This is a genomic window from Nostoc sp. (assembly GCF_036917375.1).
Classification (GTDB): Bacteria; Cyanobacteriota; Cyanobacteriia; order Cyanobacteriales; family Nostocaceae; genus Nostoc.
Genome location: NZ_JBALDN010000034.1, coordinates 26,939 through 40,469 on the forward strand (window position 1 = coordinate 26,939; position 13,531 = coordinate 40,469).

General features: G+C 40.0%; 12 protein-coding genes. 5 read left to right on the forward strand and 7 right to left on the reverse strand.

Annotation, left to right across the window (positions count from 1 at the left end):
* Window positions 1–45: 45 nt before the first annotated feature.
* The 7 genes from V7K45_RS08500 to V7K45_RS08530 all read right to left on the reverse strand — a co-directional run bounded on the left by V7K45_RS08500 (window position 46) and on the right by V7K45_RS08530 (window position 8,129).
* Window positions 46–729, reverse strand: a complete 684-nt coding sequence (locus V7K45_RS08500) for a VOC family protein (RefSeq protein WP_335002295.1) — start codon at window positions 727–729, stop codon at window positions 46–48.
* A gap of 506 nt (window positions 730–1,235) precedes the next feature.
* Window positions 1,236–1,622, reverse strand: a complete 387-nt coding sequence (locus V7K45_RS08505; RefSeq protein ID WP_335002297.1) for an ester cyclase — start codon at window positions 1,620–1,622, stop codon at window positions 1,236–1,238.
* 283 nt (window positions 1,623–1,905) lie between these two features.
* Window positions 1,906–2,550: a PEP-CTERM sorting domain-containing protein gene (locus V7K45_RS08510; RefSeq protein WP_335002299.1), complete on the reverse strand. Its 645-nt coding sequence runs from the start codon at window positions 2,548–2,550 to the stop codon at window positions 1,906–1,908.
* Window positions 2,551–2,771: 221 nt separating this feature from the next.
* Entirely contained in the window at window positions 2,772–3,185 is a 414-nt protein-coding gene (locus tag V7K45_RS08515; RefSeq protein ID WP_335002301.1) for a hypothetical protein, read from the reverse strand.
* A gap of 31 nt (window positions 3,186–3,216) precedes the next feature.
* Window positions 3,217–5,493 (reverse strand): heavy metal translocating P-type ATPase, encoded by a 2,277-nt coding sequence (locus V7K45_RS08520; protein ID WP_335002303.1) that lies wholly within the window; start codon window positions 5,491–5,493, stop codon window positions 3,217–3,219.
* Between the two features lie 36 nt (window positions 5,494–5,529).
* A complete protein-coding gene (locus tag V7K45_RS08525; RefSeq protein WP_335002305.1) occupies window positions 5,530–5,724 on the reverse strand; it encodes a heavy-metal-associated domain-containing protein in 195 nt (64 codons plus the stop codon).
* A gap of 707 nt (window positions 5,725–6,431) precedes the next feature.
* Window positions 6,432–8,129, reverse strand: a complete 1,698-nt coding sequence (locus tag V7K45_RS08530) for an iron uptake porin (protein WP_335002307.1) — start codon at window positions 8,127–8,129, stop codon at window positions 6,432–6,434.
* Between the two features lie 1,011 nt (window positions 8,130–9,140).
* Between V7K45_RS08530 and V7K45_RS08535 the strand changes: the two genes are divergently transcribed.
* The 5 genes from V7K45_RS08535 to V7K45_RS08555 all read left to right on the forward strand — a co-directional run bounded on the left by V7K45_RS08535 (window position 9,141) and on the right by V7K45_RS08555 (window position 13,402).
* Window positions 9,141–9,824: a DJ-1/PfpI family protein gene (locus tag V7K45_RS08535; protein ID WP_335002309.1), complete on the forward strand. Its 684-nt coding sequence runs from the start codon at window positions 9,141–9,143 to the stop codon at window positions 9,822–9,824.
* A gap of 37 nt (window positions 9,825–9,861) precedes the next feature.
* The gene (locus V7K45_RS08540) at window positions 9,862–10,689 is read left to right on the forward strand and encodes a type 1 glutamine amidotransferase domain-containing protein (protein WP_335002311.1); all 828 of its coding nucleotides are present in this window, start codon (window positions 9,862–9,864) and stop codon (window positions 10,687–10,689) included.
* Window positions 10,683–12,431 carry a thiamine pyrophosphate-binding protein gene (locus V7K45_RS08545; RefSeq protein ID WP_335002313.1) on the forward strand — a complete coding sequence of 583 codons (1,749 nt, stop codon included), beginning with the start codon at window positions 10,683–10,685 and terminating at the stop codon, window positions 12,429–12,431. Before V7K45_RS08540 ends, V7K45_RS08545 begins: the two co-directional genes overlap by 7 nt.
* A 38-nt stretch (window positions 12,432–12,469) precedes the next feature.
* Window positions 12,470–12,919: a hypothetical protein gene (locus V7K45_RS08550; RefSeq protein ID WP_335002315.1), complete on the forward strand. Its 450-nt coding sequence runs from the start codon at window positions 12,470–12,472 to the stop codon at window positions 12,917–12,919.
* A gap of 111 nt (window positions 12,920–13,030) precedes the next feature.
* On the forward strand, window positions 13,031–13,402 hold the full coding sequence (locus V7K45_RS08555; protein ID WP_190943666.1) for a nuclear transport factor 2 family protein: 372 nt from the start codon (window positions 13,031–13,033) through the stop codon (window positions 13,400–13,402).
* Window positions 13,403–13,531 lie beyond the last annotated feature (129 nt).

The window sequence follows — 13,531 nt, forward strand, 5'->3', positions numbered from 1 at the left end:
CTCGCGTTTAAGTCAATCACACTAAGTATTAATGCACCTGTGTAGTTAAAGCAGGTTGCCTTGAAGCAGCTCAATTAGCTCGCCGTCAATGCCTCGACAATAGGCAAGGCGGACATTAATCATTGGTTCCCCGTAGAAACTACCAGTCACCTCAAAGTCAGCAGGCCGCCCATCCCAAATCTGGTCTTTGTACACAAAATTGTAAGGTTTTGCTCCAGCGTTTATGGCACGTTCGTAATAACGGTCTACACTGTCGCAACGCAAGGCTATGTGATTCCATACATCATATCCAACTCGGTCGCTGGCAGGTTTACCTCCTGAAATAAGTTCTACATAATTACCGTCGCCCATATCCATAAGTTGAAGGCGTCCAATGACGTTGAAAACTTCGCCTGTTGGAAGAATTGTTTTTGCAGAGTTCCAATCATACCTTTTACGAGCACCAAAACCTTGTTCATAAAAGCGGATTGTTGCTTCGATATCGTAAGAAAGCAGTGCAAAGTGATGCAATCCTGGACCTTCTATTCGATGTATTTTCTTTTTTTTCCACCCCTTTAAATATTCTCCTGATTCTTGCGGGTCTTTCGACAATGCGGGTTTACTACCAAAGTTGAGTAAGGTTGTGCTGCTTGCAACTAAACCTGTTAAAAACGAACTCCCAATCAGCAAATGCCTACGCGTGAGAGATTTATTTTTAATTATTTCCATTGTTTTATCGATATATTCCATGTAAGTTAATTTTTACTTTTAGATTGATGTTTATAATTGAGTATAAACAGTATTAAAAAAAATGCAATGGTTTATATTTTGGAGTAAGGTTATTTTTTTTGTCTTTTAATGCCTCGATATTTACATCAAATGATATTTGCTATTTTCAACGTAATATTTTCTAGAGTAAAGCTATCTAAATTAATATTAGCCAATACTAAACGAAACAATCAGTATTTACCATTTAACTTATTTTCTAATGTTGATTAAAAATAGAATGCTTTTGTTGATATGATATGACCGCCTTGGATGTCAAAAACAATAGACCTCTTGGCATTTGTGCTTTTTGCACTCTTGGGGAAAAGGGTAAAGGTTAAAGGGAAAAGGGACAATACAGAACCTTTTCCCCTTCCCCTTTCCCCTTATCCCCAGAGGGGACCCCACCTTCCCCTTTTTCCGACTTATGCAAGAAGTCTAATTATTTTTTTCGTGCCCAGGTTAGACCAAATCTAACAATTTATCTTGTTCTAATCAACTTCAGAAGGAGGTGTAATCGTTGCCCAACGCTCAACAATTTTACCGTTAGCTAATCTCCAAAGTACAAAACCTGCGAACTGGATTTTTTTGCCCGTGGAAGAATCTATTCCACGCCAGACGTTACGCACCATTACTTTGTCACCCTCAGCAATAATGTCCTCAACAGTGACGTGTAAATCTGGATATTTCACGTATGCTTCTTCAATCATATCTTTAGCAGGTTCAAAACCAACCGATTCTCCATAAGGCTCATTATGATCTAAATAATCTGGTGCAAAGTTTTGGTAAGCAATAGCAGAGTTCTTCCGATTAACGAACTCCTCAAAATGATTTCGGATAAATGCTTTGTTGTGTTCTAAAGTTTCCTCAGTAGTCATAGAAATATTTCCTCAATCAAAAGATAATTTTGGATCGGACTCTTTAGTTTTGTGAAAAATCCAGTAGTTTTCAAGAATGCCTTCGGTATTTTATTTACCATTCAGGGGGTTTTTGTGGACTAGGATGAACAATCAGAGGTTCTTAAATTCTTAAGTAACTTTCAAAATAAGCCGAAACTTCATGAAGTAATAAAGCTTTTGGTAGCATATTAGTCGGCTTTAACCAACAATTGTGACAAACTAATACCTTTTTTATGGAGTACAAATCTTGACTTTAGGCATACTACTTTCGTTTTCTTTTGTGAAAAGGCGCACCAAAGACCAAAGCTATTCCTAAACCAAGAATAGTAGCGGATTCGGGAACGTAAGTTACAACTTCCCTAGAGCCGAAATTTCCTTCAAAATTATCAATAATATAGCGCCCAAAATCACTGCTAAAGTTCAATGTCCCATAAGCCGCTACTCCGGAGAAGTTAAGCTGTATTTTTCCTTCTGGAAAGTCGCTAGTTCCCAGAAGACCCAACTCTTGGTTAAAAGCCAACAAGTTGCCATTTGAATCAAAAAGGTTGAAAGCTGCAAAGGTATTTGAATCTTCAAAGCTATCCAGAGCAAAACCAAAGCTGAGGAAATCTTTAGCACCTTTCAAAAAATCAACTTTTAAATCAGGATTGAGTAATGATGTTCCTTCCAGTCCTGGTTCATTGATAAAAACTTGATTAAATCCAGGTCCACTAATGTTAAATCCAAGCGGATTAGTTGTAGTAAAAATGACATCATCGATTTTGTCACTATCACTGTCAAAACCAAAAGATGTTTGACCAGATGCTAGGTCATCGAACGTAATTAGGCTAGCTTTTGCTGGTTGAACAATAAATAAAGAAACTGTGCTAAAAAATGCTGTAATGCAAAGACTTTTTAATAAATACATCTATACCTCTCAAGAATTAATACGAAGGGTTGAATCCATTCAAAATTGAACTGTTTGTCTATTTTGCCTCATCAATCTTTAGAAGAAAAAGTTTCCAAACATTATTCTCAGAAATTGCCGTTTTCAGTCCAAAAAAATATCTTAATCTAAGTGTAAATTATTGCTATTTAACAACTTAAATAGGGAGAAAAATGGTGCATATAAATGCACCATTCAACCGATCAAAGTTGGTGTGGTGTACTACGATTACTCGACCAATCCAAAATTGCTTGATAGAGTAGACTGGGCGAACGTAGGGTACTGGAGGAGAAATTACTTCTCCAGCCTCCCCACCTTGCCACAATGCGAAGTTGCCTTGGCAGACCACTAAGCAGTGTAAATATTTGACTGGCTAGTTTTGTCCCCACTCGGTCTTGACTGAGCAGAAACCAAGATAGCTCCAAACAAATCAGTGCCAACCCTGCTAAGGTAACTGTTAGTTTCAGTAAAAATGGTTGTTCAATACTGCTAAATTGACTGCTCTGCTGTGAATGTATGGGATTATACGCTACTAAAGTTGAAATGGTGACAATTACAAGCAATAAACTCAAGCCGATGAGTTGACTGCGAATCTTTTTTCTTTGTAATCTTTGCATATTGGTAGTTCAGTTTTTTGTAGAGACACAATTAGAGGCTGGCTTTGGGCTGGAAGGAACGCAGGCGTAAGGCATTAGTGACAACAGAAACCGAGCTAAAAGCCATCGCGGCACCGGCGATAATTGGGTTAAGTAACCAGCCATAAAAGGGAAAGAGAACCCCAGCGGCAATGGGAATTCCGGTGAGATTGTAAATTAAAGCAAAGAAGAGATTTTGACGGATGTTACGAATGGTGGCACGACTTAGCTGAATTGCAGTGATGATTCCTTGCAAATCTCCAGAAATTAAAGTGATATCACTGGCTGCGATCGCTACATCTGTTCCTGTTCCAATTGCCATACCCACATCTGCCTGAGCCAATGCTGGAGCGTCATTGATCCCATCACCCACCATTGCCACAATTTTAGATTTTGGATTGGGAATTTTTTCTATCTTTCCTTGCAAGGATTTAATAATGGCGACTTTTTCCTCTGGTCGGACTTCTGCAAATACTTTCCTGATACCGACTTTTTGAGCGATCGCTTGTGCAGAAGAGTGATTATCGCCGGTTAGCATTACAACTTCTAAACCTAACCGACTTAGCATTGAAACAGCTGCTGCTGAAGAGGGTTTAAGACTATCTGACATTGCCATTAAGCCTTGAATTTCCCCGTCAACTGCAATCCAAACCACAGTTTTACCTGCTGCTTCCAAAGCAGCTTTGTTTTCGGTCAAGACACGAGTTTTAATTCCCAATTCCTCAAACCATCGTTGCGTTCCAATCTGTACCAAGCAATCTAAAACGACACCTTGAACGCCTCTACCCGCCAACGCCTGAAAATTCTTAACTTCTAATAGACTTACATTCTGAGATTGAGCATACTTGACTATAGCGATCGCCAAAGGATGCTCAGAATTCTTTTCTACAGAAGTTGCTAATTGCAAGAGTTTTAGCTCATTGCTATTTTTTGTACCGTTGACAGTTACAAAGTTTGTGACAGTAGGCTTTCCTTCAGTCAAAGTTCCAGTTTTATCCAGCACAATGGTCTGAATTTTGTGTGCTAATTCTAAACTTTGGGCACCCTTAATTAAAATGCCATTTTCAGCACCTTTGCCCGTTCCCACCATCACAGACATCGGAGTAGCTAAACCCAAAGCACAGGGACAAGCAATAATCAGTACCTCCACTGCGGTGATTGTTGCCAAACTCAGGTTGCCCGTAACATTAAACCAGATTACGAAAGTGGCGATCGCGATCGCAATAACTGCTGGCACAAACCATCCCGTTACTCGATCTGCCAAACGCTGAATTGATGTCTTGCTTCCTTGAGCTTGTTGCACCAACTTGACAATTTGAGACAAAACCGTATCGCGTCCTATTCGTATCGCTCGGAATTTTAAAGCACCTGTCCCATTAATTGTGGCTCCAATTACTTCATCTCCAGATTGCTTAAAGACTGGTTGACTTTCGCCTGTCACCATTGCTTCATCTACAGTGGAAGAGCCGTCAATCACTTCTCCATCTACAGGAATTTTTTCGCCAGGACGCACTAACACGATATCGCCGATCTGAACTTCCTGAATTGGAATACTAGTTTTCTTGCCATTGCGGATGACACGGGCATTTTTTGGTTGCAAACTAATGAGTTTAGTAATAGCTTCTTTAGTTTGACTCTTAGCGTGATTTTCTAACAGCCGACCTAGCAAAATTAACGTGATGACAATTGTTGCGGCTTCATAGTACAAATCAGGCATTAAGCCACCAGAGCTAAAGAAAACAGTAACAAACACCGAATAAAAATAAGCGGCACTAATGCCCAAAGCAACTAGTGTGTCCATAGTCGCTGTATGACATTTGAAGGCTTTCCAGCTGTTCTGATAAAAAGATAGACCACACCAGAACTGTACTGGAGTGGCCAGCACTAACTGTACCCAAGGATTGTAGAACCACGATGGAATCAAGGGCAGGCTTAACCCTGTCATCGCTGGTAGTGACCCTACTACAATTAAAGTACTGAAAGTACTTCCAAGTACAACTTTGCGCGTGAGGTCGCGTAACTTTGCCAGACGGGCTACTTTATCAGCACGATCTTCTACCGTATGCATTTCTGCATCAGATTGGGAATAGGATGAGTACCCGGCAGTATCGACAGCAGCCTGGATTTTTTCTATAGCGGTTTGCTTTTGGTCGTACTGAATAGTAGCTAATTCCGCACCAAAGTTAACGTTGCAGCTAATCACCCCAGAAACGGAGCGAATTGCTTCTTCAACGCCGCAGGCACAGGCAGCACAACTCATACCTCTGAGTTTTAGCGTGAGAGTATCCATATGAAAGAAATTGCTTGAATGTAGGGATATGAATGATTAGGCAGATAGATAGCCAATTGCTGCTAGCGCATCCTTAATTGCTGTTTCTGATACTTGAGTTTCTACACTGACCAGCTTTGTTTTTGCATTGGTCTGAACTGAGGCGTTGTTATCGATGGCTTTAATTGCTTTGGTAACTCTGTTTGCACAGGCAGAACAAGCCATATTTGTGATTTTGAATTTGAGTGTCATAAGTAGTTAAACAAAATTCAATTCATTGGTCTAGATAGTCAATAGAAAAACAGGCTGTGTGATTAATCTTGTAGAGGTATTGATACCTTGCTTGATGATTAATATAGAATATTTAAATCAGATTGAAAATCGTTGGCTTTGAGTTTGTAAAAATACTTTACTAATGGATAGTTTGAGCGAAAATAAAAATAGGTTTAACTTTTGCCAAAACAGTTTAAGATAAGCTCGTTCTATGAAGTTTATGAGACATAAATTCAAAGCTATCCATACTGTGAATAAGGTAGAAGGCAGGAAGCAGAAAGAGGACAAAAAGTGTGTAATGCAGTGAGGACACATCATATTCATTTACTCTGTCAAATGCATTAAGTATTTTCAGAATCGATAATGTAAGTTTAGGAAGTAACAAACATAGTAACAATGGTCAATTTTTATAAGCAAGGTTGTATTTTTTAGTTAATAGTTTATTTTCTTATATAAAAGAAGATTCTGTTATCAGAATTAGCACATCCAAGCATTTAATTATATTCTGAAAATCTTAATATTTTTACGTTGCACTTACCCTAGTCCAAAATGTAAAAATTATACTTTTCGGTACTTTTAAAACCTCCTTTTATAGCTAAAGAATACAAAATTATTACTAAAAAATTACTTTATAAATTTGTATTTTATGCCTTGTAATCTTAAAGCTTGGCTCAAAAAGTAATTTTTTAGAAAAATAAGCTCGTCCGCAGAGTACCCGTGACAATCGTACCGTTGCTTTCCTGATTTCCGGGATTAGTGATTACCTGTATTACAGGTGAGATCCGAATGTTGTCGTTAAGTGGTAAATTGTAGAATGCTTCAAAATTCGTCTGTGTAGCGTTACCTACTGTACTCTCAATAAACGGCTGAGCTGCGGCAATACCTGCTAAAGCACCTGGCACCAAAAAATCTCTGAAGGAAAACCCAGCCATCCAGTAGTTGGGGTTAATGTCACCAAAACTAGTATTATCGTAGCTCCCATATCCGTAACGACCAAAAATTCCTAGTTGCTGGGAGAGAGCTAGTTCAAAGTTGACTCCGAAGACATCAAACCGATTACCGAATACACTGCCGCCACTGTACTGGAGGCGTACACCAAAGGTATTAGAGGGTGAATAATCCAGTTCAACTGTGGTTTGATTAGGATTTCCGAACAAGCCATTATTACTATTGCCAGTTGGATACAATAGCCTCACAAGGGGCGATCCGCCAGCAGTAGGGCTGCTGTTGGGATTATCTGCGCCTGGAGCTATATACTCTGCACGCACTGTAAATGGCCCTGAATCTGGGTTCCACTCAATTACTGCTCCTGCTCCTAAATCTTCAAAAGGGAAAAGGATGTAATTATTGGTTAATCCCAGAGTCAAGAAATCTAAAAAGCTGAGGTTGGCATAGCTATTCTGATCAAGATAGTCTGTAGGAGATAACACTGGGCCCAAAGTTGCTGTAAAATCCTTAAATGGCGTAAAGGTGTATTGTAGCCGAGCTATTTGAAGTCTTTCGTTGATAGCTGAACGTAAAGAAAAGTCTACAGCACTACCAAAGCTTGGTTCTAGAAATCCGGCAGCGTTATCTTCACCGCCAGGACTGCCTGTCTCTAAACGAACTAACAGCCTATCTGTTCCGCTAAAGGTAGTATTTAGATTTAAGGAAGCTCGAAAGATGACGGTGGTATTTGGATTTTGATTCGCAATTTCTCTACCTGTAGGATCGATGATGCGATCGCCACTGAAGCTTCCTCCAGTAACAGCAGCTACAACTAGCCCTGTAAGCTTGGTGGTTGTGGAAAACTGATTGGCTTCTACTTTTGCTGTATCAGCTTCCAGATTGTCTACACGGCTTTGCAAAGTTGCCAGTTCGATCGCAAACTCTTTTTGCAGTTGTTGTAATGTAAACAAGTCTTCGCGGGTTACTTGTGTTTCTAGTCCAGATGCCATCAACTTTTCTACTCGCTCAAGTACTGCTTTGATTCCAGCAGCAAACTCATAACGGGTCATAGTTGAATGGCCTCGGTAAGTCCAATCAGGATAGCCTGCAATTACTCCATAGCGCTCAATCAAAGATTGGAGTGCTTGGAAAGCCCAATCAGTAAGCTGCACATCCGCAAGTTGGCTCACAGAGGTAACTTGGGCTTTAGAAGAAATTGCCCAGGCACTTTCTTCTTTAGGAACGGCTTGAGCCGCAGTCTGAGTCATCAGGGTAAGTATTCCTGAACTAGGTTCTAATGGTTCAATGATGCTGGTTTGTACTTCCAAAACGATAGGGTTTACAACTGGCTCAGAATTGTTAGTAGATTGTGATGTTTCAGCCAGCACAGAAGCGCTTTGTAAAGTCAGACAAAGGATGCTTACACCTTGAGCAAGGGATAAATAACTATTTCTCATTGCTTGTAGATTTAGATGTGCTAGCTTCTAACGAATCAAAATAGTTGGTTTTTTTTACCTAAAAATCAGGAAATTGTTTTACGATCAAAATTATGAAAGCGGAGTCATTTTTAGGAGAAGCGTTTTTCCTAGAAAACAAAAACCTACCTGGATGAAATTTAACCTAAGCATGAAAGAATTTATCAAATATACAACATAACTGCAATGGTTAAAATTTTGGTTAAAGGTTGGATTTTTTGGATTTACTTGTTTTTATCCATACATCATTCTCTGTTGTCAAAGTTTAAGAATTAGTGAGGAGGTTGAACAATCCTATTTGGATAATGATATAGCGTTCAATTTTGGTTGAGAAATTTTAAAAATTTTAGTAAGTAATAAGACTAATTATCTTCAAAAAATAACTAATATCAAAAAATATAACCAAATAATACAAACTTTATACAAAAAATTAACCTTTGCATCTATGTTTTATGCTTCTTAATCTTAAGATGTTAGAGCAAGAATTTATGCGTAGAAATAGTCATGAGGATTTTAACTCCGTTAGTTTTTGCACTTGAGATAGTTTTAGATAGACTCGTAATCGTCTGTCGATCTTTTCTATTAATTCTTTGACTCCTATTTCTTAAAATAGAGGTTTATTATGCTTTTCGCAGAACTAGCAGGATTTTAATACATCCTACTTCTATCTATTTTTCGAAGTTGATTATTTTTGAATATTAAAATTTTAGTAATTTTAAATTAATCCTTACAGTATAAAAGCTATTTTCAAGATTTATCGAGCTGTAATTACCAAAATAATACAACCTAAGAGCGAAAAATTAACCATTGTAATTTCATTTTATGTTTTTTAAATCTATATAAAATTCATTCACTAAAAAAAGTAAACTTTCTACAAAACATTCACCATTGTATTTATATTTTCATCTCTCTAAACTCTTGGCTAAAGACTTAAAAATAAGTCGCGTACATTCCAAATTAAGAATCTAGTGACCCTAAGAATATCGAACCAATATGATACCTAGATCCCTTGGTGGGAAAAAAATCGCAATTCTTTTAGAAAGTGAGTTTATCCCTGAAGAAATTGAAGCATATCAAAAGCGCTTCTCAGAACTTCAAGCAACGGTACATCTGATGTCTAGGCTTTGGAATCAGCCAAGCGTTCGTTTTTTCAGTGATGAAGATACAGGCAATACACCTCGAACTATAGATGTAAACATTGATTTTCAAAACGTAGATATTAACGACTATGCAGCTGTGATTATGACCGCTAATTATACTAGCGTCCGTCTGCGTTACTTTGAGCCACCAGTCGGTCAGCCAATTAGTGCTGAACAAGTTCGCACTTCACCGGCTGTACAGTTTTATGCCAAAGCAATGGCAAATCCCAGGATTATTAAAGGCGCACTTTGCCACGGTCTTTGGATACTGACACCAATGCCTGAATTACTCAAAGATCGACAAGTTATCTGCCATGAGGTTGTCCTTGCAGATATCATCAATGCTGGCGCAGTTTACACAACATCACCTACAGGTGTTGTGGTGGATGGCGACCTTGTTACTGGTCGTTCAAAACATGAGGTTGAACCATTCATTGATGCAATTACCGAACAAATTCAACAGTTATCTGTTGCCACTAATCGTTTCTCAAGTAGAAGGCCTACCACCTCTGTTTCAAGACTGAGAGTTGCAAGCTGATTATTTGAAAACAAATTCATCACTAGGAGACAATCTTGTGAAAAAAATTCTCATAATTTTATCGGAATATGGTTATTGGGGTGAAGAACTGGTAGGGCCCCTAGAAACTTTCGATGCTGCGGGTTATCAGGTTGACTTTGCAACTCCAACAGGAAAAAGGCCAGTAGCCCTTCCTCCCAGTATGGACCCTACTTATATCGACCCACCTTTAGGTCGGACTGTAGTTTCTCAAGAGATGGCGGAAAAAGTCAAGCAGTTGGAAGATCCTAAAAACCCCCGACTGGACAATCCAATCATCCTGTCACAATGGTTGCCCGATCGCCCTTACTGGAGTGCTGAAAAATTCCTTCGGGAAATGGAAGCATACAACAACGCACTTGACGAAGTGCAGAAGGATTTAGAACAATACGATGCTCTACTGATAGTCGGTGGTAGTGGTCCTATTGTTGATTTAGTCAATAACCATCGGGTTCACGACCTAATTCTGAGTTTCTATAGAAAGGGTAAAGCGATCGCAGCAGAATGCTACGGTGTAACTTGTTTCGCCTTTGCTCGTGACTTAGCAGACCGCAAGAGCATTATTTGGGGTAAGCACGTTACAGGTCATTGCAAGGAATATGATTACAAGGATGGCACTGGATTTGTTGGCGCAGACATTAACATGGGGCCACCTCCCTATCCTCTAGAGTATATTCTCCAAGATGCCACAGGCCCAGATGGAGCATATCACGGTAATTTTGGGAAAGAAATCTCCGTAATTGTTGATTATCCCTTTATCACAGGTCGCTCTACCGCAGACTCTTATACAACTGGTCAGAAGTTAGTGGAAGTTCTCGATAAAGGACTGAGGCGGTACGGATGGTAAGCTTGACCAAACAGAGCAACGAGAAGCCTTTGAAGGCTAACAGAAATGGTCGCTTTGCAATCATCGAACAACTTCTGGCAGATGGTATAAACTATATGTTTGGCAACCCTGGCACTGTTGAGCAGGGGTTTCTAGATGCGTTAAAAGACTATTATCCAGAATTTGAATATATCTTTGCATTACAAGAAACGATCGCAGTCGGTGCAGGCGATGGCTATGCCCGCGCCACGAAAAAGCCTACTATTGTGCAACTCCATAGCGGAGTCGGTTTGGGCAATGGCATCGGGATGATTTATCAGGCCATGCGCGGTCATGCACCATTAGTAGTGCTAGCTGGCGAAGCTGGTATCTGCTACGATGCGATGGATGCCCAAATGGCAGCAGATTTGGTCAGCATGGCCAAACCTGTAACAAAATGGTCAACTAGGGTAGTCGATCCTTCTTCTTTGTTACGCGTGCTGCGCCGAGCTATCAAAATAGCCGCTACACCGCCTATGGGGCCGGTGTTCGTCTCTCTCCCGATGGATATCCTTGATGCTCCTAATTATGAAGAAGTTGTTCCGACTTCTTTTCCTGTGACACGAGTTGCACCCGAACCCGACCAGCTGGCAACAGCAGCAACTTTATTAGCTGCCGCCAAACATCCCCTAATTATTATGGGCGATGGTGTCGCTTTTTCCGATGCCCAGGCTGAGTTGACAGATGTAGCCGAACTCATCGGCGCACAAGTTTGGGGAGCAGATTCATCGGAAGCGAACATGAGTGCCACACATCCTCTATTCGGGGGGTTGTTAGGTCACATGTTTGGGGATGATAGCCGTCGGATTACATCACAAGCAGACGTGATATTGATTACTGGAACTTACGTTTTTCCAGAGGTATTTCCGGCGCTGTCTGGGGTTTTTGCTCCATCAGCAAAAATAATCCACATTGATTTGAATACCTACGAAATAGCGAAGAACTTTCCGGTGGATCTGGGGCTGCTTGGCGATCCGAAAACTAGTCTGAGCAAATTAAGCACCGTTCTAGAGTCAACTCTGACATCCGAACAGAAGCAAGAGGCTTCTCTTAGGGCTAGCCGGATAGCTGAGGACAAGAAGCGGGAATCGGCGGCTCGACTTGAAGCTGACAAGGTGGTTCGGGATTCAGTACCTCTGCACATGACTCGTTTTGCAGAAGAATTAGCTGCCCATTTGCCAGCAGATGCAATTATTTTCGATGAAGCCATTACCAATTCTCCCGAACTTTGTCGGTATATACCACCAACAAAACTAGGACAATATTTCCAAACACGAGGTGGTTCGCTAGGTGTTGGAATTCCCGGAGCGATCGGTATTAAGCTGGCTAATCCAGATAAAACTGTATTTGCGTTCACGGGTGATGGCGGCAGTATGTATACTATCCAAGCCCTCTGGACTGCTGCCCACCACAATATAGATGCCAAATTTGTCATCTGTAATAATCACAGCTATCAAATCTTGAAGCTCAATATTTTGCACTATTGGGGCGAACAAGAAATACCAGAACACGACTACCCAGCTTCTTTTAACTTGTGCAACCCAAGTATCGATTTCGCTGAATTAGCAAAATCTTTAGGGGTTCAAGCTGTTCGGGTAGAAAATCCAGATCAGATTGCTCCAGCTATCCAAAAAGCATTGGAACACAATGGCCCATTTTTGATTGATTTGGTACTAACAAATGAAATTGTCGGTACAAAGATTGGCGTTAAGTGTGGTCAATAACCAACTGAAATTTTTACTTATCAGCAAGGAGAAAAATCATGACAGTAACTAACGTAGCACCTTTAACAACTTCGGAAATTAAGCAACTGGCAACAGATTGGTATTTAAAATTAGATGTTCACGCTCCGCTAGAAGAATATATTCCTTTTCTAGCCGAAGAAGGTCTAGAAATGCGCTTTCCTGAAGCTACAGTTTATGGTTTTGAAGGATTTAAAGGTTGGTACGAGCGCGTTATCGGCATTTTCTTTGATGAAGTCCATACATTAAAGCAAGTCAACGTTAAGCCTTCAGGAGACGAGGCAAGTGTTCAAGTCATCGTCAAATGGGAAGCTAGCGTGTGGAATCCACCAGCAGCCACAAGTCAACGCATTGTTTTAGATGCTTATCAAACTTGGATAGTCAAGCGATCGCTTCAAACTGGTAAGCCAGTGATTGCAACCTACATTGTTGATTCACTTAGTTACTATGAAGGGTCTGCTCAACTTTAAGATTGCAGACATCCACAAGAAAATGAAGTTTTGGAGCGCACATGACAATAAAATGCGTAGTTAATGGCGCTTCATACTTATAATTCCATCACAATTACAGGAGATATCAAAATGACAGTTTCAACAATTTCGCCCGGTCGGCAATTTTTTGACAAACATATCGAAACTATTTCTGCCGGAAAAATCGATGAAATGGTGGATAGGGATTATGCAGAAGATGCTGTGTTAATCACCTTCTTTAATGGTTTTGAGAACACACCTGCACCAATCACAATTAATGGACGTGAAAATATCAAAACATTCTTTCACGACTACCTAAAAACAATTGAATATATAGATATCAAATCCCTAGATTTCACAGAAGCAGAAAACGCTATTTTTTTCCAAGCAAAATTCAACTGCAAACTTGGGCAAGTATCAGTTGGCGATGCCTGGACTATCCGGAATGGACAAATTGCTTATCACTTTGGTTTTTGGGTTTAAGGTTCTTTTTTAACGCAAAGTTACGCCAAGTAAATGCAAAGGTAAGCAGAGTATTAGAAATTTAGTTTACTAGAAATTAATGAAATCCTGTACTTAGTGTAACTCGCGTTTACTCCTATCACATAACTT